The 20,696-nt window shown below is 67.1% G+C and carries 23 protein-coding genes; 17 read left to right on the top strand and 6 right to left on the bottom strand.

Going from position 1 to position 20,696, the window contains the following annotated elements; genetic code table 11:
* Positions 1-9: 9 nt before the first annotated feature.
* Positions 10-1,389 carry a glycosyltransferase family 87 protein gene (locus VL15_RS37210; protein WP_048251872.1) on the bottom strand — a complete coding sequence of 460 codons (1,380 nt, stop codon included), beginning with the start codon at positions 1,387-1,389 and terminating at the stop codon, positions 10-12.
* Positions 1,389-2,624 carry a glycosyltransferase family 87 protein gene (locus VL15_RS37215; RefSeq protein WP_048251873.1) on the bottom strand — a complete coding sequence of 412 codons (1,236 nt, stop codon included), beginning with the start codon at positions 2,622-2,624 and terminating at the stop codon, positions 1,389-1,391. The genes VL15_RS37210 and VL15_RS37215 overlap by 1 nt, the downstream gene beginning before the upstream one ends.
* A 715-nt stretch (positions 2,625-3,339) precedes the next feature.
* Here VL15_RS37215 and VL15_RS42400 point away from each other — a divergent pair.
* From VL15_RS42400 to VL15_RS43650, 17 genes are all read left to right on the top strand, one after another.
* Positions 3,340-3,576 carry a hypothetical protein gene (locus VL15_RS42400; RefSeq protein ID WP_155420385.1) on the top strand — a complete coding sequence of 79 codons (237 nt, stop codon included), beginning with the start codon at positions 3,340-3,342 and terminating at the stop codon, positions 3,574-3,576.
* A 99-nt stretch (positions 3,577-3,675) separates the two neighbouring features.
* Positions 3,676-3,867: a Flp family type IVb pilin gene (locus VL15_RS37220; RefSeq protein WP_048251875.1), complete on the top strand. Its 192-nt coding sequence runs from the start codon at positions 3,676-3,678 to the stop codon at positions 3,865-3,867.
* Between the two features lie 140 nt (positions 3,868-4,007).
* Complete coding sequence (locus tag VL15_RS37225) at positions 4,008-4,199, top strand: Flp family type IVb pilin (protein ID WP_011349893.1); 192 nt, start codon at positions 4,008-4,010, stop codon at positions 4,197-4,199.
* A gap of 80 nt (positions 4,200-4,279) precedes the next feature.
* Positions 4,280-4,486 carry a Flp family type IVb pilin gene (locus VL15_RS37230; protein WP_048251944.1) on the top strand — a complete coding sequence of 69 codons (207 nt, stop codon included), beginning with the start codon at positions 4,280-4,282 and terminating at the stop codon, positions 4,484-4,486.
* A 29-nt stretch (positions 4,487-4,515) separates the two neighbouring features.
* Positions 4,516-5,055, top strand: a complete 540-nt coding sequence (locus tag VL15_RS37235; protein ID WP_048251877.1) for an A24 family peptidase — start codon at positions 4,516-4,518, stop codon at positions 5,053-5,055.
* A gap of 32 nt (positions 5,056-5,087) precedes the next feature.
* On the top strand, positions 5,088-6,488 hold the full coding sequence (locus VL15_RS37240; RefSeq protein ID WP_048251879.1) for an ATP-binding protein: 1,401 nt from the start codon (positions 5,088-5,090) through the stop codon (positions 6,486-6,488).
* Positions 6,489-6,523: 35 nt separating this feature from the next.
* On the top strand, positions 6,524-7,363 hold the full coding sequence (cpaB, locus tag VL15_RS37245) for a Flp pilus assembly protein CpaB (RefSeq protein WP_048251881.1): 840 nt from the start codon (positions 6,524-6,526) through the stop codon (positions 7,361-7,363).
* Positions 7,364-7,467: 104 nt separating this feature from the next.
* Positions 7,468-9,396 (top strand): type II and III secretion system protein family protein, encoded by a 1,929-nt coding sequence (locus VL15_RS37250; RefSeq protein WP_048251882.1) that lies wholly within the window; start codon positions 7,468-7,470, stop codon positions 9,394-9,396.
* 20 nt (positions 9,397-9,416) lie between these two features.
* Entirely contained in the window at positions 9,417-9,713 is a 297-nt protein-coding gene (locus tag VL15_RS37255) for a hypothetical protein (protein WP_048251883.1), read from the top strand.
* Positions 9,714-9,738: 25 nt separating this feature from the next.
* A complete protein-coding gene (locus VL15_RS37260) occupies positions 9,739-11,010 on the top strand; it encodes a pilus assembly protein TadG-related protein (RefSeq protein ID WP_048251885.1) in 1,272 nt (423 codons plus the stop codon).
* A gap of 12 nt (positions 11,011-11,022) precedes the next feature.
* Positions 11,023-11,556 carry a TadE/TadG family type IV pilus assembly protein gene (locus VL15_RS37265; protein ID WP_048251886.1) on the top strand — a complete coding sequence of 178 codons (534 nt, stop codon included), beginning with the start codon at positions 11,023-11,025 and terminating at the stop codon, positions 11,554-11,556.
* The gene (locus VL15_RS37270; protein ID WP_048251888.1) at positions 11,553-11,996 is read left to right on the top strand and encodes a TadE/TadG family type IV pilus assembly protein; all 444 of its coding nucleotides are present in this window, start codon (positions 11,553-11,555) and stop codon (positions 11,994-11,996) included. Before VL15_RS37265 ends, VL15_RS37270 begins: the two co-directional genes overlap by 4 nt.
* A 22-nt stretch (positions 11,997-12,018) precedes the next feature.
* The gene (locus tag VL15_RS37275; RefSeq protein ID WP_048251889.1) at positions 12,019-13,227 is read left to right on the top strand and encodes an AAA family ATPase; all 1,209 of its coding nucleotides are present in this window, start codon (positions 12,019-12,021) and stop codon (positions 13,225-13,227) included.
* Between the two features lie 19 nt (positions 13,228-13,246).
* Positions 13,247-14,614, top strand: a complete 1,368-nt coding sequence (locus tag VL15_RS37280) for a CpaF family protein (RefSeq protein WP_048251891.1) — start codon at positions 13,247-13,249, stop codon at positions 14,612-14,614.
* 33 nt (positions 14,615-14,647) lie between these two features.
* Positions 14,648-15,625 (top strand): type II secretion system F family protein, encoded by a 978-nt coding sequence (locus VL15_RS37285; protein ID WP_048251892.1) that lies wholly within the window; start codon positions 14,648-14,650, stop codon positions 15,623-15,625.
* A gap of 36 nt (positions 15,626-15,661) precedes the next feature.
* Positions 15,662-16,636 carry a type II secretion system F family protein gene (locus VL15_RS37290; RefSeq protein WP_048251893.1) on the top strand — a complete coding sequence of 325 codons (975 nt, stop codon included), beginning with the start codon at positions 15,662-15,664 and terminating at the stop codon, positions 16,634-16,636.
* A gap of 237 nt (positions 16,637-16,873) precedes the next feature.
* Positions 16,874-17,002, top strand: a complete 129-nt coding sequence (locus VL15_RS43650; RefSeq protein WP_268991252.1) for a hypothetical protein — start codon at positions 16,874-16,876, stop codon at positions 17,000-17,002.
* Between the two features lie 51 nt (positions 17,003-17,053).
* Here VL15_RS43650 and VL15_RS37295 read toward each other — a convergent pair whose 3' ends face one another.
* From VL15_RS37295 to VL15_RS37310, 4 genes are all read right to left on the bottom strand, one after another.
* Positions 17,054-18,010: a SphA family protein gene (locus VL15_RS37295; RefSeq protein ID WP_048251894.1), complete on the bottom strand. Its 957-nt coding sequence runs from the start codon at positions 18,008-18,010 to the stop codon at positions 17,054-17,056.
* 36 nt (positions 18,011-18,046) lie between these two features.
* Positions 18,047-18,574, bottom strand: a complete 528-nt coding sequence (locus VL15_RS37300; RefSeq protein WP_048251896.1) for a flavin reductase family protein — start codon at positions 18,572-18,574, stop codon at positions 18,047-18,049.
* Positions 18,575-18,579: 5 nt separating this feature from the next.
* Complete coding sequence (locus VL15_RS37305; protein ID WP_048251897.1) at positions 18,580-19,818, bottom strand: styrene monooxygenase/indole monooxygenase family protein; 1,239 nt, start codon at positions 19,816-19,818, stop codon at positions 18,580-18,582.
* Between the two features lie 64 nt (positions 19,819-19,882).
* Positions 19,883-20,671 carry an SDR family oxidoreductase gene (locus tag VL15_RS37310; RefSeq protein WP_048251899.1) on the bottom strand — a complete coding sequence of 263 codons (789 nt, stop codon included), beginning with the start codon at positions 20,669-20,671 and terminating at the stop codon, positions 19,883-19,885.
* Positions 20,672-20,696: the final 25 nt, after the last annotated feature.

Below are 20,696 nucleotides of genomic sequence, written 5' to 3' on the forward strand. Positions count from 1 at the left end.
GATGTCGCTTCACCGGTCCGCGCCGAAGGTCGGGCGGCCGGCGCGGCGCATTCCGTACGCCGGGCGGTGGTGCGGTCGGACCGGATGCGCGAATCCGGTCTCGGTCGAGTCGTCGCGTGCGTCCGGTATCGACGGCACGTCGTGTCGTTCCTGGGCGATCCGGCTGACGAGCAGCGCGAGCGACGCCAGCGTGACGAGCGGCATGAACTGGAACGACAGATGCGGCACGACCGCCAGGCCCGCGAGCGGCATCGGCCACATCAGCATCAGCCATTCGCGATCGAAGCGCCGCCAGCCGTGCGTCCACGCATAACGCGCGTACCACGCGATCACGATGCCGTACCACGTCAGGTCGTAGTCGTACAGGTAAGGGCTGACGAGCAGGCATGCGCACGCGAGGGTCGCGGCGCGCAGCGCGTACGAACATGCGCCACGCCACGCGTAGACGACGGCGAAGACGGCGGCCGCGGCCGACAGCAGCTGCAGGCTGCGCGCGGCAAGCGCGGGCCAGCCGGCCATCGTCGCGAGCGCGAACACGGTCGGCATGCGCGCGAGCTTGGCGTGACCGGTGCCGACGATCGCATACACGTTGCCGAGCACATGCGCGAATGTGACCCACGGGCCGATCCCGAACGCGAGCGTCGCAAGCGCGGCGCTGCCGGCGATCGTCGCGGCCCACGCGGCCAGCGCGCGCCATTGGCCCGCGCACAGCAGCGCGAGCGGGAACAGCACGGCGAGCTGCGGCTTCATCGTCAGCAGGCCGAAGCAGATCCCGGCGCACACGGGGCGGCGGTTCAGCACGAACAGGCCGATGCCGGCAAGCAGCGCGGTGAAGAGGCTGGTCTGCCCGACGATTACGGTGAGGAACGCGCCGGGGAAGGCGAGCGCGCACAGCCACGCGGCATCGCGCTGCGCGGTCGCGCGGATCGTCGCGGCGAACAGCGCATACGTGACACCGAGCCACAGCACGAGCGCCAGCGTGTACGGCAGCCAGCCGAGCGGCAGCACGAGCAGCAGCATCGTCGGAGGATAGAGCCACGGCAGCGTGCCGTCCGCGAGCGTCATCGTCGGGACCGCGAGCTTCTGGACCGCGAACAGCGCGGGGAAGTGCCATGCGTCGGCACCGTGTCCGTGCGCGGCGAGCCACGCGGCGCTCCAGATCGGCGAGAAATCCTGCGACAGCGGTTCCAGTGCGCCGTGGCGCGACAGGGCCACGCGGATCACGTAGATGCCGATGAACAGCAGCTCGGCCAGCAACACGCCGGCCGCATAGAGACGCACGCGATCGCGATTGAGCCAGTGCGGGTAGCGGCGCGGGCCCGCGATCGGGAGCTCCGGATGCATGTCGACGGCCGGATGCGCGTGGCGGGCGAACGAGGGCGCCTTCATCATGCGCTCCGGGACGCAAGCGCCGTGCGGCGCACGACGACGAACAGCACCGCGAGCAGCACGAGCGGCCCGATCTGCGGCAGCTTCATCAGCCGGTTCAGCATTTCGAAGATCGGCAGCAGCCACGCGAGCAGGAGAATGCCCTGGTCGCCGGGCAACCAGCCTTCGTCCAGACCGTAGGCGAGCAGGCAGAAGATCGCGATGCCGAGCCACGTCAGTTCGTAGTTCCACAGATACGGCGTCGTCAGCAGCGTGGCGACCGCCAGCACCGCGCCGCGCAGGCGCATGTCGCGTGTGCGGCGCCACACGTCGACGGCGGCCGTCAGCGCGAGCACGGCGATCGCCGCTTGCGCGGCCAGCGCGATCGCGACCGGCGCGCCCGCGAGCCGCAACGCGGCGAACGGCGTCGGCGATGCGAGCCAGTACGACGCGAGCATGAAATGCTGGTCGCGTACCGTCGACATCGCATGGCTCAACCCGTGCAGTGCGGCGGGGCCGGCCAGCGCGACGCCGGCCGCCGCGAACAGCATCGCGCTGATGGCCGCCGCCGCGAAGGTGCGCCACGCACGCGCCGCGATCAGCACGAACGGGAACACCACGGCCAGTTGCGGCTTGATCGCGAGTAGTCCGATCAATACGCCGGCCAGGATCGGGCGCTTGCCGAGCAGATGCAGCGCGAGTGCCGCGAGGCCGGCGGTCAGGATGCTGTTCTGGCCGAACAGCGCGGACATGCACACCGCCGAATACCCGAGCACGACGAGCGCCGCCGCGCGCGGCACGGGAAGATGCGCGCGCAATCCCGACAACCGCGAGACGGCGAACGCGTAGCATAAAAGGCTGCCCGCGAAAAAGAGGAAATATGCGGGCAGGAAAGGCACGAGGGCAACCGGAGCGATGAACAGCAACATCGTCGGCGGATAGAGCCAGGGAAGCGGCCGGTGCTGCAGATACGCACCGAAGTGCGCGAACTCGGCCTGCAAGAATGACGAAGGGTCGTAGGCCGATGCCGCATGGCCTTGCAACACGAGATGCGATGCGGTCCAGAAGACCGAGAAGTCGATGCCGGGGCGAGCGGTGGCGTTCGATGTGAAGCCGTCGGTCACGATGCCCCAGACGATCAGCAACGACGCGAAGAGCATCAGCATGATGCAGCTGTACGGAATGATCCGGTCTGCTGTCAGCCATTGAGCCCGGTGTATGGCGCGATCGCGCGTCCCACGATTGGCTGTGTGCATGATGCCCCGTATTTGGTTGAGGCCGCTTGGTCTGTCGCAGCCGTTTCATGTTGTCTTGCGTCCGGATCGAATCGCTCTGAATGGCGTTGTCCGGTGAATGCATTGTTGGAGAAAAAATCGCATGACGCAAACCACGCACGGAAACCCGGAATGTCGATTCGCCGGTGAGTCGCGTGAAAACCGCGTTTTCAGGTATGAGAAATCGACGCGACCGGAATTAATGTATCCGGTGTGAAACATTTGCCGATTTTCACCGGTGCGGCACGCCGCCGATCCCGCGAAACACGACCGCCTTCACGCGTTCGGGAAAGTCCCGAGAAATTTTTTTGGACCCTTTGCGCAGCGCGGCGACGCGTATCCCGGCGTGCCGCGTTCGCCGGAACGCGTATATCAAATCTGAAACATTTTCCGTGTCGCGTCACCGGCCGGGGAGCGCGGCGATCGCCGCAACCCTTGATGGGCCTTGATTTCGCTCGAGATGGTCCGCTCTTTGCGTAAGCGTTGGCACGGCAGTCGACGATGTGATGACCGGGCGGTTCTGAAACAAGACAGACGGAACCGACTCGACAATCACCAGCGGAAAGGAAGGCCGGAGCGCGTCGGGGAAACACGCAGCTCCAGGTCGAAGCACCGCAAGAACCTTCGTCGATAGGCCAATGAGACCCGGTATCGTCAGGGCAATAAAAATCGGCATGGCAGCACACGGGGTATAAAAATGAAAGACCACAGCACATCGCGGCTCGCAGACCGCGACAAAATCGATCTGCAGCATCGCCGGGAGTTTGTCTCCCGTTCAATTGAATTCCGCGCATCGAACGGCAATGACGCCGTTCCGGTCGATCGGCTCGCCGGCTTCATCCGGCTGATCGAACCGGTTGCGCATCTCCTGCGTTTCCTCTCGCTGAAATCCGTTCGCACGGACAGGTGCGCGCATCCCTGTCTTCGCAGCTGAGCGTCGCGCTCCGATTTTCTTGTAGTGCCGGTGGTGCCCCCGTCCCCGACGTCGTGCCAGACGAAGGGAATTTAATAGCAGTCCGAAAGGAGATTACTCATGTCGAGAGTCATCGAAAAGATCGCGTGGTTCATCCAGGATCAGGAAGGTGTGACGGCCATCGAATACGGCCTGATCGCCGCACTGATCGCGATCGGAATCGTCGTCGCGTTGACGACGATCGGTACGGATCTCAAGACCGTGTTCAGCACGGTTGCGGCTGATCTGGACTCAGTAGTAGCAGGCATCTGATGGGCGGCACGACGAGCGACTCATCCGAATCGTTCGTCGCCACCATACGGCATCAACAACACGTCTCGACGTATCGATGCACGGTCAACCGACCAGCCGGCACGCGAGCGCTTTGAGCGTCACCACACAAGGAGATCATCATGTCCAAGTTCATTCAACAAGCCAGCCGTTTCGTCCGCGATGAAGACGGCGTGACCGCCATCGAATACGGCCTGATCGCCGCACTGATCGCAGTCGGCATCATCCTCGCGCTGTCGACCATCGGGAAGGACCTCAAGACCGTGTTCAGCACGATCGCGGCCGACCTGGATTCGGCGGTGGCAGGCATCTGATGGACCGTACCGCGGACGGCTCGGCTGGTGCAGCGCTCGAGCCGTCCCGGTCTTCCGATCAACCGGAACCGGAGATCATCATGCGGACCCGAGTGCGTGTCGTCAGCCGCTGGATCGGCGACGAGCAAGGCGTGACGTCGATCGAGTATGCGTTGCTCGCGGCGATGTTTGCCGTCGCCGTGCTGGGCAGTGTCGTCACGCTGAAAGGCTCGCTTGGCAATGCGTATGAGGCGATCGCGGCGGCCGTGACGCTTGCCGTGACCACCGCGATGGCGCTGGTTTCCTGATTCACCGAATTCGATCCGCGAGGTTCGCCATGTTACCTGTTGCGCCGCCTTACCCGGTTCCGTTGTGCGTGACGCTGCTCGCGGTCGCCGCGGCCAGCACGGACATCGCGACCCGACGCATCCCGAATCGCCTCGTCGCGCTCGGACTCGGCGGCGCGCTGATCGCCCAGTGCATGTTGCACGGCGTCCTGGCTGGCGCACTCGGATGGCTCGCCGGCGCCGCGACCGGCTTCGGCCTGCTGCTGCCGTTCTACCTGTTGCGCGGCATGGCGGCCGGCGACGTGAAGCTGATGCTCGCGATCGGTGCGTGGGTCGGCGCGGAAATGACGTTTTACATCGTGCTGGCGACCTTCATCGCCGGCGGGATCGGCGGCATCGCGTTCGCGCTGTTGCGCGGCCGGATGCGCCAGATGTGGGCGAACGTCCGCGCGCTGATCGCGCGGCGCTCGCAGGGGGCGCGCACGGATGCCGCCGACGGCCCCGTGGAAATCGCCTCGGTCGGCACGCTGCCGTACGGCGTGGCGATCGCGGCCGGCACGCTGGGCATGCTGTTCGCGTCGTGCGCATAACGCGACGAACCCGCATAGAGGACGGAACGACCATGAACACGAACCACACCGAACCGAGACGCGACGCGCAGGTGGCCCACCTGCCCGATCCGCTGCCGTCGCGGGAGGCCAATACGAAGCTGGGCACGCAGCTGCCGGCGGCGCCGCGCACGCTCGCGGAAACCGGGCTGAGCACGACCTTCGTCGCGGGCCTCGTGCTGAAGTCGACGCTGATGCTCGGCCGCCCGTCGTACGGCGACCTGGTCGAGCGGCACTGCCTGCCGCTCGCGGTGCTCGACGACGTCTTCGCTTTCCTGGTGCGCGAGCATCTCGTCGAGCTCACCCATCGCGGCGCGACCGATCTCGACGTGACGTTCCGCCTGACCGATGCGGGCCGCGTGCTCGCGCTCGAGGAACGCGCGCGCAGCGGCTACAGCGGGCCGGCGCCGGTGACGCTCGACGCGTATCTCGCCAGCGTGAGCGCCCATTCGGTGCACAAGCTACACATCGTCCAGGAAGACGTGTGGTCGGCGTTCGAAGGCATCGTGATCGACACGTCGGTGCTCGATGCGGCGGCCGCGGCGCTGAACGCGGGCCGTCCGCTGCTGATCTACGGCCCGGCCGGCAGCGGCAAGACCTTTCTCGCCGAGCGGCTCGGTTCGCTGATGCACGGCCGCGTGCCGGTGCCGCATGCGATCTGCGCGGCCGGCGAAGTGATCCAGATCTACGACCCGCTCGTGCACGTCGACGTGGCGTCGCCACCGGGCAGCCAGTCGGTCGATCGCCGCTGGCGCCTGTGCAAGCGGCCGGTCGTGATGTCCGGCGGCGAACTGACGCTCGACGAGCTCGACCTGCGCCGCGACGAAGCCGCCGGTTTCTACCAGGCGCCGCCGCACATGAAGGCGAACATGGGCATGTACATCGTCGACGATCTCGGCCGCCAGCGCGTCGAGCCGCGCGACCTGCTCAATCGCTGGCTGCGCCCGCTCGATCGCGGCGTCGATTTCCTGACGCTCGAATCCGGCAACCGCTTCGTGCTGCCGTTCGACGTGTGGCCGGTGTTCTCGAGCAACCTCGCGCCGGACCAGTTCTGCGACGACGCGTTCCTGCGCCGCCTCGGCTCGAAGCTGCACGTCGGTGCGCTGTCGATCGACGCCTACCGCGCCGTGTACGACGCGGCCTGCGCATCGCTCGGTCTCGTATCGGCGAACGATGCGTTCGACTACCTGCTGCACCGGCTGCACCTGCCGACCGGCAAGGCATTTCTCGCGTGCTTTCCGGCGGACCTGCTGCGCCTCGTGGCCGCCGGCGCGCGTTACCGCGGCGGTCCGCTCGAGGTGACGCACGACGCGCTGTACGACGCGTGGGCCAGCTATTTCGGCGCGGCGCCCGAACGGGACGTCAGCCATCCGCCGCCCGTCGAGCGAGGCGGACGTACGTTCATCACCGGTTGAGCCGTTTCTTTCACGATTCGTCGAGGAGCATTGCCATGAAAAACAGTCGAGCGCTGATGATGCTGGTCGTCGCGATGGTCGCGGGTCTTGCCGCGGTCGTGTTCGCGTCTCACTGGCTGGTACAGACATCCACGAGTTCGGTCACGCCGGTCGCGGTGGCCACCACCGACCTGAACCTGGGCGAACCGCTCGGGCCGAACCAGATTCACATGGTCAGCTGGCCGTCGAGCAGTGTGCCGACCGGCGCGTTCACCGATACGAAAGGGCTCGAAGGTCGGGTCGTGCGCACCAGCCTGTCGCGCGGCGAGCCGGTGATCGAAGCGAAGCTCGCACCGGTCGGCACGAAGGGCGGGCTGTCCGCGGTAATCGCCGACGGCAGCCGCGCGATCACGGTGCGTGTCAACGACGTGGTCGGCGTCGCGGGTTTCGCGCTGCCGGGCAACTACGTCGACGTGATCGTCAACACGCAGGAACAGCAGGGCAAGACCGACGGGCAGAGCATCTCCAAGATCGTGCTCGAACACATCCTCGTGCTCGCCGTCGCGCAGCAGGTCAGCCGCGACGACACCGCGCCGAAGGTGGTCAACGCGGTGACGCTGGAAGTCACGCCCGACCAGGCCGAACGGCTCGACCTCGCACGCAGCGTCGGCACGCTGTCGCTCGTGCTGCGCAACCAGGTCGACCAGAAGACGCTGAACACCGGCGGTGCGACCAAGGTGACGCTGCTCGGCAAGGAACCCGTGCCCGAAGCGCCGCCGGCTCCCGTACACGTTCGGACGGTGCGCGTGCACGTCGCGTCGCACGCGGCGCCGGAAGCGCGGCGCGACTGCGTCGGCGTGCTGACGGGCGTGAAGGGCAGCGTCGAATGTTTCTGAAGCAGATCAACACATCCAGATAAACAGATTGGCCGTCAGCGAAGCACGGCGGCCTGGGAAGTCGACAACCGGCACGGCGCCGGTCTCTCGGGGGATCAGACGAAATGAAGATCAAACCGCAATGCACAGGTACCGGCCCACTGCGGACGCGCGTCGCACGGGGCACGATGATGGCCGCGATCCTCTGTTCAGGATGGCTGACCGTTTATGGCGCACTGGCCCAGGAAGGCATCGAAACGGGCGTGCTGACGAAGGGCGGCGCCAGCGCGCCGGCCGCGATCGGCAAGGGTCCGGTACAGATGACGATCAGCATGGCGCCGGCAGCGGCCGCCGCACCCGCCGCGTCGTCCGGGCCGCTGCACGGGCCGAACTGCGTCGGCGCGGTGCGCGAATCGACCAGCGTCAGCGTGCCGCTCGGCAAGTCGCTGCTGGTGCCGATGCCGGAGCCGGTCCGCAATCGGACGATCGGCAACCCGGCCGTCGCGCAGGCAACGATGGTGTCGCCGCAGACGCTGTACATCCTCGGGCTGTCGGTCGGCACGACCAACATGATCGTGCAGGGCAGGAGCGGTGCATGCCGCGTGATCGATGTAGCGGTCGGCGCGGATGCCGGCGGGCTGCAGGCATCGCTGCAGCAGCTGATGCCGAGTGAACGCGATATCCGCGTGACGACCGCGGCCGGCACGATCGTGCTGTCGGGCACCGTGTCGAGCTCGCAGGCCGCGCAGCAGGCCGTGCAGATCGCACGTGCCTACGGCGACAGCGCCGGCGACCCCGCCGCGGGCGCCAAGCAGGGCAGCGGCGTGCTGAACATGCTGAGCGTCACGTCGCCGCAGCAGGTGATGCTCGAAGTGAAGGTGGCCGAGGTGTCGAAGACGCTGATCAACCAGATGGGCAGCGCGCTCAACATCCAGGGCGGGTTCGGTTCGTGGAGCGGCGCGCTGGTCAGCAACCTGCTCGCGGGCGTCTCCAGCGCGGTCGCCTTCAGCAAGGCGAACAACAAGCCGTTCAACATCGCGGCCGATGCGCAGAACACCGACAACCTCGTCAAGATCCTCGCGGAGCCGAATCTCGTGACGATCAGCGGCCAGGAAGCCACGTTCCTCGCCGGCGGCAAGATCTTCATTCCGATCCCGCAAAGCAGCGGCAACGGCATCTCGTCGATCACGCTGCAGGAAGAGGAGTTCGGCGTCGCGCTGAAGTTCACGCCGACCGTGCTGGCGAACGGCCGGATCAGCCTGAAGGTCGCACCGGAAGTGTCGGAACTGTCGCAGACGGGCGTCACGCTGAGTGCGTCCAACATCGGCGGCACGTCGATCCTGCCGCTGATCACGACGCGGCGTGCGTCGACGACGGTCCAGATGAGCGACGGCGAATCGTTCGCGATCGGCGGGCTGATCAAGGACAACGGGACCGGCTCGCTGAAGGCGATCCCGGGTGTCGGCGAAGTGCCCGTGCTCGGCGCGCTGTTCCGCAGCACGTCGTTCCAGCAGGACCGCACCGAGCTGATCTTCCTGATCACGCCGCACCTGGTGAAGCCGCTGCAGACCGCGGACGTGCCGCTGCCGACCGACAGCTTCTCGAAGCCGAACGAAGCCGACGTGTATGCGACGGGCAACATGGAAGGCCGCGGCGGGGTCCGCCGGCCGGGCACGCAACCCGCGAACGGCGCAGCAGCAGCACCGCAAGCACCGGCCCAGGCACCGGCCCAGGCACCAGCACCGCAATCGGAAGCGCCCGCTGGGGCGGCTGCCGCGCTGCCCGCACCGCGCGCGCCGCAAGGCACGGACGCACAGCCGCCGGTGCCGGCCGAGCCGCACAAGACGCCCGCGCCGGTGGCGGCCACCGCGCCGCAGCCCGACACGGCCAACGCGGCCCGTATCGCGCACATCGAAGCCGCCGCCGCGCGCCTCGCGGCGGCCGGCCCCGACACGCCGGCCCGGCCGGCGGCGCGACCCACGCACCGGATACCGGCGGCTCCACACGCGCAAATCGCACGTGCGAGCGCGGAACCCGAATCCACCGATCGTTGAACCCATCCAAGGGGACGTTCATGAAATCCGCCTACCTCGTATTCGTGCGCCGCGCGGCGCTCGCCGTACCGCTCGCCTTCGCGCTTGCCGGCTGCATGTCGTCGACGCCGGTGTGGGACACCCGCTTCGGCGAATCGGTCCGCGCCGTGATGCAGGCCCAGATCATCGATCCGCATGCCGCCGAACACGCGACAGCGCCGGCGGTGGTCAACGGCGGCGCCGCCACGGCCGCGCTCGACAACTACGACAAGTCGTTCAAGCAGGTCGATCCGCCCACCAATGCCTTCGTGATCGGCATCGGCAAGGCCAGCCAGTAACGACGGCACGCTCAGGGAGAACGCCATGTCCAGCGCAACTCGCTATCCGAAAGTCACCCGTCGCGGCCTGCATCGCCAGCGCGGCGCCGTCGCGATCATCGTCGGTCTCGCGCTGGCGGTGATGATCGGGTTCGTCGGCCTTGCGCTGGACCTCGGCAAGCTGTACGTCACGCGCAGCGAACTGCAGAACAGCGCCGATGCGTGCGCGCTGTCGGCTGCGCGTGACCTGACCTCGGCGATCAGCCTGTCCGTCGCCGAAGCGGACGGCATCGCCGCGGGGCATCTCAACTTCGTGTTCTTCCAGAACAAGTCGGTGCAGATGCTGACGAATGCGAACGTCACGTTCAGCGATTCGCTGACCGATCCGTTCCTGCCGAAGAATTCCGTCACGACGCCGGCGAACATGAAGTACGTGCAATGCACCGCGACGCTGAGCAACATCGCGCACTGGTTCATCGAGGTGCTGAACGTGCTGCCGGGCACCAAGCTCGCGAACGCGGCGGAAGTGTCGGCGAGTGCGATCGCGACGGTCGGCGGCGGGCAGACGACCTGCGCGATTCCGGTGTTCGTGTGCCGTGCGACGGGCGCGCCGTCCTACAAGGTCGGCGACTGGATTTCGTCGCTGTCCGGCTCGTCGACGACCTACGGGCCCGGCAACTTCGGCTGGGCGGCGCTCGACGGCTCGACGAACGAGCCGACCATCGCGAGCGAGCTGTCGGGCAACACCTGCAATATCACGAGCCCGCCCGATCTCGGCAGCACGGGCCTGAAGTCGGCGTCGCTGCGTGCCTGGAATACACGCTTCGGCATCTACACCAATGGCTCGAACGGCTCGAGCGGCCAGCCCGACTTCACCGGCTATGCGTATGTCGGCCCGAACTACGGGCCGCCCGGAACGGCGGGCATCAAGGGCGACGCGTACACGCAGTTCGTGACCGACCGCACGACCTTCAAGCCTTACCAGGGCGACGGCGCGCCGCCGGCGGGCAGCGGGATCGCCACCAACGGCACCGTGACGGCGAGCAACTACCAGACCTCCGGCGGCGACCGCCGCGTTGCGCTCGCGCCGGAAGGCGACTGCTCGACGCTGAACGGCAACAGCGGCAAGGTGCACGTCACGCAGTGGGACTGCGTGCTGATGCTTGATCCGGTTCCGTTCAGCCCTGGCAAAGGCGGGATCGTCGCACACCTCGAATACCTCGGTTCGTCGACATCCGGCAACAATCCGTGCGCGACGCACGGCTTGCCCGGCGACGGCAGCGCGTCCGGGGTCCAGGTGCCGATGCTCGTTCAATAGGGAGAGGCGATCATGAAAAAGCCCCCGTTTCGTCGTTCGCGCACCCGTGGCGTCGCCGCTGTCGAGTTCGCGCTCGTGCTGATCCCGATGGTCACGCTCGCGACCGGCGTGGCCGAGTTCGGCCGCGCGATCTACCAGTACGAGACGCTGACCAAGGCGACGCGCGACGCGGCGCGCTACCTGTCGATCTGGCTGCCGACCGACAGCGCGTATCCGGTGTCGGCGGCGCAGTGTCTCGTCGTGTACGGCAGCACAACCTGCGGCGCGTCCGGCACCGAGCTGGTGCCGGGGCTCAAGACCTCGATGGTGACCATCTGCGACGCGGCGCATACGACCGGCTGCAGCGACGCGTCCGACCCGTCGCAGTTCTCGAACCTGCCGACCTACGACGCGAACAACAACGCGGCGAGCGGCACGGCGACGGGTGCCATCAACGTCGTCGAAGTGAAGGTCAAGGGCTACAAGTACCAGCCGATTCCCGCGTACCCGGGGCTGTCGTCGATCACCTTCGGCAACATCATCACCGTGATGAGGCAAGTGTCATGAACGCACGCCCCTTCCCCCTGTCGCGCCGGCGCGGTCAACGCGGCTCGACGATCGTCGAGTTCGGGCTGATCGCGTCGGTGCTGATCATGCTGCTGATCGGCATCTTCGAATTCGGCCGCGTGTTGTTCTACTGGAATACCGCGAGCGAGGCCGTGCGCCTCGGCGCGCGCACCGCGGTGGTCTGCGACGTGAATGCCGCCGGCGTCGCGAAGCGCGTGACCGCGCTGCTGCCGCTGCTGTCGAGCGCGAACGTGTCGGTGAGCTACTCGCCGGCGAGCTGCACCGTGAACACGTGCGCGTTCGTGACCGTGAGCGTCACGAACGTCACAGTCAAGACGATGATCCCGTTCGTGAACGTCACGGTGACGATGCCGCCGTTCACGACCACGCTGCCGCGCGAAAGCCTGACTTCCGCGACCGGCGGCAACGCTTGCAACTGATCGAACAGACGAGGCACACGACATGATCAATATCCTCGTAGCTTCCGACGATACCGCGCGACTCACGCAGATCGCGCGCCTCGTGGCCGACAGCGGACGCTATCGCGCGACGCGCGCGACCGGCCGCCCGTCGCAGATCGAACATCGCACCGACGGGCTCGACGCGTTCGACATCCTGCTGGTCGACGGCACGTCGATCGACCCGTCCGAGCTGGCGGCGATCGAGCGGATCTGCCGCGGGCATGCGGGCCTGACCTGCATCCTGGTGACGGCGGACGCGTCGCCGCACGTGCTGCTCGACGCGATGCGCGCCGGCGCGCGCGACGTGCTGCAGTGGCCGCTCGATCCGCAGGCGCTCGGCCGCGCGCTCGAGCGTGCCGCCGCGCAAAGCACGCGGTGCGACACCGACGATACGCGGATCGTGTCGTTCATGTCGTGCAAGGGCGGGGCCGGCACGAGCTTCGCGGCCAGCAACGTCGCGTTCGAGATCGCGGAGGGCTTCAAGCGCCGCGTGCTGCTGATCGACCTGAACCAGCAGTTCGCCGATGCGGCATTCCTGGTCAGCGACGAAACTCCGCCGTCGACGCTGCCGCAGCTTTGCGCGCAGATCGAGCGGCTCGACAGCGCGTTTCTCGACGCGAGCGTCGCGCACGTGACGGAGAACTTCCACGTGCTCGCGGGCGCCGGCGACCCGGTCAGGGCCGCCGAGATGCGTGAGGACGCGCTCGAATGGATCCTCGGCGTCGCCGCGCCGCGCTACGACTTCGTGATCTTCGACGTCGGCGTCGGCATCAATCCGCTGTCGATGGTCGCGCTGGATCGCAGCGACCAGATCCAGATCGTGCTGCAGCCCGCGATGCCGCACGTGCGCGCCGGCCGCCGGCTGCTGGAGATCCTCGTGTCGCTCGGCTACTCGACCGACCAGATGCGGCTCATCGTGAACCGCGCGACGCGCGCGAGCGACCGGACCCGCACCGCGCTCGAGGAAGTGCTCGGCCTGCAGGCCGCCTGCACGATTCCCGACGACGCGGAGACCGTGCTCGAAGCGATCAACCAGGGGCATCCGGTGTCGCGGCTCGCACGCAGCACGGCGGTCGCGCGCGCGCTGCAGGCTTGCGCGAAACAACTCGTCGACGGGGAAGTGCGCGCCGGGCACAGCGCGGCGCGCAGCGAACCGCTGATGTCCCGGCTGTTCGGCCGCAAGGCCACGCCGAAACTCAAGTCCATGTAACTCTTTCGGGGAAACCATCATGTCATTGCGCGAACAGATGTCGTTGCACCGGACGGCCCCGCTGGCGACGGGCAGTGAACCGGCGGGCCCGGCCCATTCGTCGGTACGCGACGCGTACCAGAAGCTGCGCCGCGAAATTCACCTGGCCGTGCTCGAACGCGTCGAGCTGGAGCGCCTGTCGCGGATGCCGCCGGAACAGGTCCGCCAGGAAATCTCCGCGCTGATCTCGCGGATCCTCGACGACGAGCGGATGCCCGCGAACGACATCGAGCGGCGCCAGCTCGCGATCGACGTGTACGACGAGATGTTCGGTTTCGGCCCGCTCGAAGCGCTGCTGCGCGATCCCGGCATCTCCGACATCCTCGTGAACACGTACCGGCAGGTGTACGTCGAGCGTTGCGGCCAGCTGGAACTGACCGACGTGACGTTCTACGACGACGCGCACCTGATGAAGGTGATCGAGAAGATCGTGTCGCGTGTCGGGCGCCGCATCGACGAATCGAGCCCGATGGTCGATGCGCGGCTGCCGGACGGCTCGCGCGTGAACGCGATCATCCCGCCGTCGGCGATCGACGGGCCGCTGATGTCGATTCGGCGCTTCGCGGTCAACCCGCTGAAGATGGACGACCTGGTTCGCTTCCACAGCCTGACGCCGCCGATGGCGGAGCTGCTCGACGCGCTGTCGCGCGCGAAGGTGAACGTGCTCGTGTCGGGCGGCACCGGCAGCGGCAAGACGACGCTGCTCAACATCCTGTCCGGCTACATTCCGCGCAACGAGCGGATCGTGACGATCGAGGACGCGGCCGAGCTGCAGCTGCAGCAGCCGCACGTGCTGCGGCTCGAAACGCGCCCGCCGAACATCGAAGGCAAGGGCGAGATCACGCAACGCACGCTGGTGCGCAACGCGCTGCGGATGCGGCCGGACCGGATCATCCTCGGCGAAGTGCGCGGTGCCGAAGCGCTCGACATGCTCAACGCGATGAACACCGGCCACGAAGGCTCGCTCGCGACGATCCATGCGAACACGCCGCGCGACGCGCTGACGCGGCTCGAGAACATGATCAGCATCTCCGGGCTGGCGCTGCCGCCGAAGACGATGCGCCAGCAGATCGCGTCGGCGATCTCGGTGGTCGTGCAGGCGGCGCGGCTCACCGACGGCAAGCGCAAGATCGTCAGCATCCAGGAGCTGACCGGGATGGAAGGCGACATCATCAACATGCAGGAGATCTTCACGTTCAAGCGCATGGGCGTGGACCGCGACGGCTCGGTACGCGGCCATTTCTGCGCGACCGGCGTGCGGCCGAAGTTCGTCGAGCGGCTGCAGGCGTTCGGCATCAACCTGCCGGATTCGCTCTACGACCCGTCCCAGCGTTACGAGACGAACTGACGGCCGGTCGCCGCTTGCTCCCGGGGAGGCTTCATGAACACGATCTTTTATGCCTTTGTGATTCTCACCTTCGTCGCGGTCGTGCTCACGATCGAAGGCGTCTATCAATGGTGGAACGCGCGGCACGGCAGCGCCGCGCGCCGGATCGAATCGCGCATTCGCGCGATGTCGGCCGGCGGCAACGTGCAGCAGGAGCGGCTGTCGATCCTGAAGAAGCGGATGCTCGACGACTCGAAGCCGTTCGATCGCTTGCTGCTGCGCGTGCCGCGCGTGCATCGGCTCGATCTGGTGATCCAGCAATCCGGCCTCGACTGGACGCTGCCGAAGCTGATCATGCTCAGCACGGCGTTGCCGGCATGCACGTGGCTCGCGCTGAGCTTCGCCACGCTGCCGCAGATCGCCGTGCTGCCGGTCGTGCTGCTCGTCGCGTGCATGCCGATGATGTATGTGATGCGCCGCCGCGGAAGCCGCATGCGCAAGCTCGAACGGCAGTTGCCGGACATCTGCGACATGATCGCGCGCGCGCTGCGTTCCGGGCATTCGTTCACGGGCACGCTCGGGATGGTCGGCGACGAGTTTCCCGATCCGATGGGCGGCGAATTCCGGATCACGTTCGACGAGGTCAACTACGGCGTGTCGCTGCACGATGCGCTGATGAACCTCGCGACCCGTGTGCCGGTGCAGGACCTGCGCTACTTCGTGATCGCGGTGCTGATCCAGCGCGAGACGGGCGGCAACCTGGCCGAGCTGCTCGACAGCATCGCCGCGCTGATCCGCGAGCGCTTCAAGCTGTTCGACAAGGTGCGCGTGCTGTCCGCGGAAGGGCGGCTGTCGGCGTGGATTCTCGGGCTGCTGCCGTTCGGCACCGCGGCGGTGATGGCGCTGCTGAACCGCGAGTTTTTGTCGGTGCTCTGGGAGGATCCGGCCGGGATCAGGATGGTCGGCGGGATGCTGGTGTCGATGCTGTTCGGCCTGTTCTGGATCCGCCGCATTGTCCGGATTCGCGTCTGACGCGCCAATCGATTAACGAACCGTTGCGAGGCTGTCATGCAAAACCTCAGCGTAGTCCAGGCCGTGATGCTGGGCGGCTTGTTCATCTTCGTGGCCGGCGGCGCGCTGGTCGCGATGCTGCTGTTCGCGCCGCGTAATATCCAGCGCCGGCTCCAGCAGGCCGGCGGGGCCGGGGCGGGTGCCGTCGCGGGCCCGGGCGGCGGCGACGATCTGGCGTCGCGCTGGGTCGCGAAGCTGGTCGATCTGTCCACCCCGATCTCGAAGCTGTCGGTGCCGAAGGAGGGCTGGGAGAATTCGCCGCTGCGCATCCGGCTCATGAATGCCGGCTGGCGCGACCAGAGTGCGGCCGCGCTGTATTTCACCGCGAAGACGCTGCTCGCGCTCGCGTTGCCGTGCACGGCGCTGCTGGCGCTGATCACGACGGAAATCGGCAACGAGCGCGAGCTGCTGTCGGTCATCCTCGTGGCGCTCGCCGGGATCGGCTACTACATCCCGAACGTCGTGCTGTCGCAGCGGGTCAAGGTGCGCCAGCAGAAGATCTTCGAGGATTTTCCGGACGCGCTCGATTTGCTGACGGTGTGCGTCGAGGCGGGGCTGGGGCTCGACGCGGCGCTGATGAAGGTGAGCGAGGAGCTGCGGTTTCGCAGCGAGGTGGTCGCAAGCGAACTCGACCTGCTGCTGCTCGAGATGCGCTCCGGCTTCACGAAGGAAACGGCGCTGCGCAATCTCGCGCTGCGGACCGGTGTCGAGGACATCGAATCGTTCTGCGCGATGCTGATCCAGGCCGATCGCTTCGGCACGAGCATCAGCGAATCGCTGCGCGTGCTGTCGGACATGCTGCGTACGCGGCGGCGGATGCGCGCGGAAGAGCGCGCGGCGAAGATCGCATTGAAGCTGCTGTTCCCGCTGATCTTCTGCATCTTTCCCGCGCTGATGCTCGTGCTGCTCGGGCCGGCGATGATTCACGTGTATCGCGTGCTGCTGCCGACGTTCGTTGGCGTGGCGCCGTGAGCGAGAGGGATCGCCAGTAAAGGATTTGCGTGCCGGCCCTGAAGCACCCGCCGGCCGGCACGGCAACAGGTTTCATGGAGGCTTCCTCCCCAGGCGGTGCCGCGAGACAGGTTGACCATAGCGGTGTCAATGCATCCTGGACCCATGGTCGGCCATGGAACAAGCCGTAGTCCACCGCCTTTTCGGCGGCCCCCTACTGCTAACCTGAATGCCGGCGAAGTTTGCCGGCATCGCGTTTTGAGCGATGAAGCAAAGGTCGCGGATCGCGACCGGTGTTCGCGCGGCGTCACGATCGGCGTGCCGCTCGTCGGCCTCGCACTCGCCGGCCGGCTGCTGCGGATCGACGAGCCCGTTAGCGCCGCTTGAACGAACACGGCGCGCGTGCCGGATGCGATGCCCGGCGATCGATCGCCGGTCTCACTGGAAGTGATGCACATAACGCAGCACCATCCGCGTCCCCTGCGGCCGGTTGCGCGCATGGACCTCGAAGTACGCGTTGAACAGCAGGTGATCCTGCGGCGAGAAGCTGACCATCGCACCCGGGCCGATCGCCAGCACGGCTTCCCGTGTGCCGGGCACGTCCTGCCCGTTTTCCTTCATGTCGGTGGTCTGGCGCAGCCAATAGCCGTTCAGCCCCAGCCGCAGGCCGGGACGCACTTCATACTCGGTCGCGAAGTTGGCATGGATCGCCTGGCCGGCCTGGGTCGACGTCACGTCGGGGCCGAGCGCCGTGGCCGGCTGATGGTTGGTCGCGTTCCACAGATAGTGCAGCCGCCATGACACGGTCCATTTCGGCGTGAGCCACAGCGTCGCGGCCCAGTACGGATCGAACGACCAGAAATGACTGCCCGGGTTGATCGCGCGCGCCGGATCGTACGCGCCGGTCGGCGCGATGAACTGGAATTCCACGCGCTGCGCGAAGCGCGGGCCCTGCGCGCCCATCACCGGGTCGAACTGGATGAACGGGCCGATCAGCAGATCGCCGAAACCGGCCCGCGCATTCAGCGCGACGTTGCCGATGCCGTCGTCCGTATGCGCAGACGCGATCCACGGCAGGATCACGTCGAGGCCCGGATGCATCCCGGCGAACGTCAGCGGCGACTGATAGACGAGCTGGCTCAACCCCGCGAACAGGTCGATGTCCTGCTTCGGCAGGCCGACCTTGTTGCCGGCATTGTCGTTGACGCGGCCGGCCGTGTAGTACTGGAAGTACTGCGTACCGTACCAGCCGGAGCCGGCCGGCGGCATCCCGTCGAGGAAACTGGTCATGCCGAGGTTGACCGACGGCAGGTCGGTCGCATTGGCCGGCGCGTGACCGGCGATGCCGGCGAGCGCGAGGCCTGCGGCGACGAGCAGGCGAGAGCCGAATTTCATGTCCACCACCTCCTGGTTATTTATTGGTATAACTAATCAAATGGCGCGTGAAAGATCGGGATGATCGGCGATCGCGCGATACTGGCCCGCATGGAACACGAGCGGCGCCTTGCCGAACGCGGCGAACTGCTCGATCTGGCCGATGAAGAGCAGGTGATCGCCGCCTTCGTAGTGACCGACGTTGCGGCACACGAAGCGCGCGCTCGCGCCGTCGAGGCACGGCACGCCGCCACTATCCGAATCCACGTGATGCACGCCGTCGAACTTGTCGGCGCTGGGCGTCGCGAAGCGGCGCGACAGGTCGATCTGGTCGTGCGCGAGGATGTTGATCGCGAAGTGGCTGGCCGCGATGAAATCGGGGCGGCTCGGCGCGATCTTCCGGAGGCTCCACAGCACGAGCGGCGGGTCCAGCGACAGCGACGAGAACGAATTGGCCGTGAGGCCCACCTTGCGTCCGTCGGCCGCGCACGTGGTGATCACGGTGACGCCGGTCGGAAACTGCCCGAAGGCGGCGCGCAATTGCAGCGGGTCGATGGCCGGATTGCCGGGAACGGTCGTTTCCATGTCGATTACTCCGAACGCGCACTGTGTTCGCGGATGAACGCCGCGCAGGCCGACGGCTCGAACCACCACGGCGAGAACCGGCGCGGATCGTCGAAGCCGTCGACGAGCGCCGCGGCGAGCGACGGCAACTGACCGGCCGCGCCGAGCAGTTCGAGGATGTGCGGCGGCGGCGGCGTGAGCAGCGAGTTGGTCCAGCGCACGACATGCTGCGCATACGCCCAGTAGCCTTCGAAGGTCTGCTGCATCCAGTCTTCGCCGAACGGCGCGGCATCGCGCGCGACGATCGCATCGAAATACGCGTTCGCGCATTTCGCGGCGTTGTTCGATCCCTGGCCGGTGATCGGATCGTTGACCACCACGGCGTCGGCCATCCCGAAGACCGTGCGACCCGACGGCAGCCGGAAGAACGGCTTGCGCACCGTCGGCGCGAAGCGCCCGGACAGCGTGCCGTTCGGATCGGTGAGCTCGACGTCGCGGCAGCGCTCGAATTCCCACGGCACATACTGCTGCAGGAACGACAGGCTCCTGTCGAGATGCTGCTCGGGCGTCTTCACGTCGGCCCAGCAGTCGAGCGGGCCGCCCGGAATGCCTTCGAACACCATGATTTCGCACGGGCCCGTCGTGGTCAGCGCGGGGAACACGAAGTACTCGCCGATGCCGGGCAGCAGGTTGAAGCGCACGCGCGAATACGGCTGGCTCGGCGTCATCCCTTTCACGTAGGTGAGGGCGAGCGCGCGTTGCGGGCGGTCGAACGCGCTGCGCGCGTCGTCGCGGCCCAGCAGGTTGACGATCTCGCCCTTGCCGGCCGCGAGCAGCACGAGGTCGTGGCTGCGCGCCAGTTCCTCGAGTTCGGGCACGCCGATATCGCCGATGCGCACGTCCGCGCCACGGCGCCGGACGCCATCGAGCCAGTCGGCCATCTTCACGCGCTGGTCGACGGACTGCGCATAGCGGGTCAGCCGCGACGACCAGTCGATCGCCTTGCGGCCGTTTCCGTCCGGATGCGGCACCGCGATGCCGATGCCTTCGACGGAAGGGCACGCTTCCTCCCACGTGTTCAGGCCGAGATCGCGCTCGATCTGCAACGCGGTATGGAACATGCACTGGCTCGACATGACCTTGCCGGTGCGGATCTGCTCCGCGTCGCGGTTGGTCGCGAGCGTGACGTGGTAGCCCTGGTCGAGCAGGGCGAAAGCGAGTTGCAGGCCGGACTGGCCGGCGCCGACGATAGCGATGCGTCTCATGAGAATGTCCTGGTTTGGCCGGGGTCCGGCCGGAATGATGGCGAGGGGTCTGAGCGGTCCGCGGTCATTCCGCCAGACGCGGAATGGCCGGCACCGCCTGTTCGGGGCCCATCGCGGAATAACCGCCGTCCACCGCGTAGTCGGCGCCCGTCACGAAGCTCGCCGCGTCGCTGCACAGGAACGTCACGACCTGCGCGACCTCCGACGGATCGCCGACGCGGCCGAGCAGATGAAACGGCGCGGCGACGCGATCGGTCTTCGCGCGGTCGCCGCGCGTCATCTCGTCCATCACGCGCGACCAGGTCCACCCCGGCGACACCGAGTTGACACGAATGCGATCGGGCGCGAGATCCATCGCCATGCTGCGCGTGAGCTGCCGGATCGCCGCCTTGGAGGTCGGATAGAGCCAGCGGCCGGTCTGTGCGCACTGGGCCGAGATCGAGCTGAAGTTCACGATCGCGCCGCCGCCGCGCCGGACCATGTGCGGATGCACGGCCTTCGCCAGCATCGCCGCCGACACGACGTTGACGTCCATCGCGGCGAGCCAGTCGTTGCGAGTCGCGTGGATGCCGTTGTCGACATAGCTGCAGGCGAGGTTGACGAGCAGGTCGATCGCGCCGAATCGTTCAGCGATGACCGCGACCGCTTGCTCGATCGCGCGGTCGTCGGTGATGTCGAGCGCGACGAACATCGCATGCTCGCCCAGCGAATCGGCGACGCGCGCGCCGTTCTCCGCATCGAGATCGAGGATCGCGACGCACGCGCCGGCGCGGCTCAGGTCCTGCGCGACCGCGGCGCCGATCAGCGTGGCGCCGCCGGTGACGATCGCGACTTTGCCAGCAAGGGCAGTCATGGGGTGTCTCCTGGAATCGATGGGT

The organism is Burkholderia cepacia, from assembly GCF_001039005.1.
Lineage (GTDB): Bacteria > Pseudomonadota > Gammaproteobacteria > Burkholderiales > Burkholderiaceae > Burkholderia > Burkholderia theae.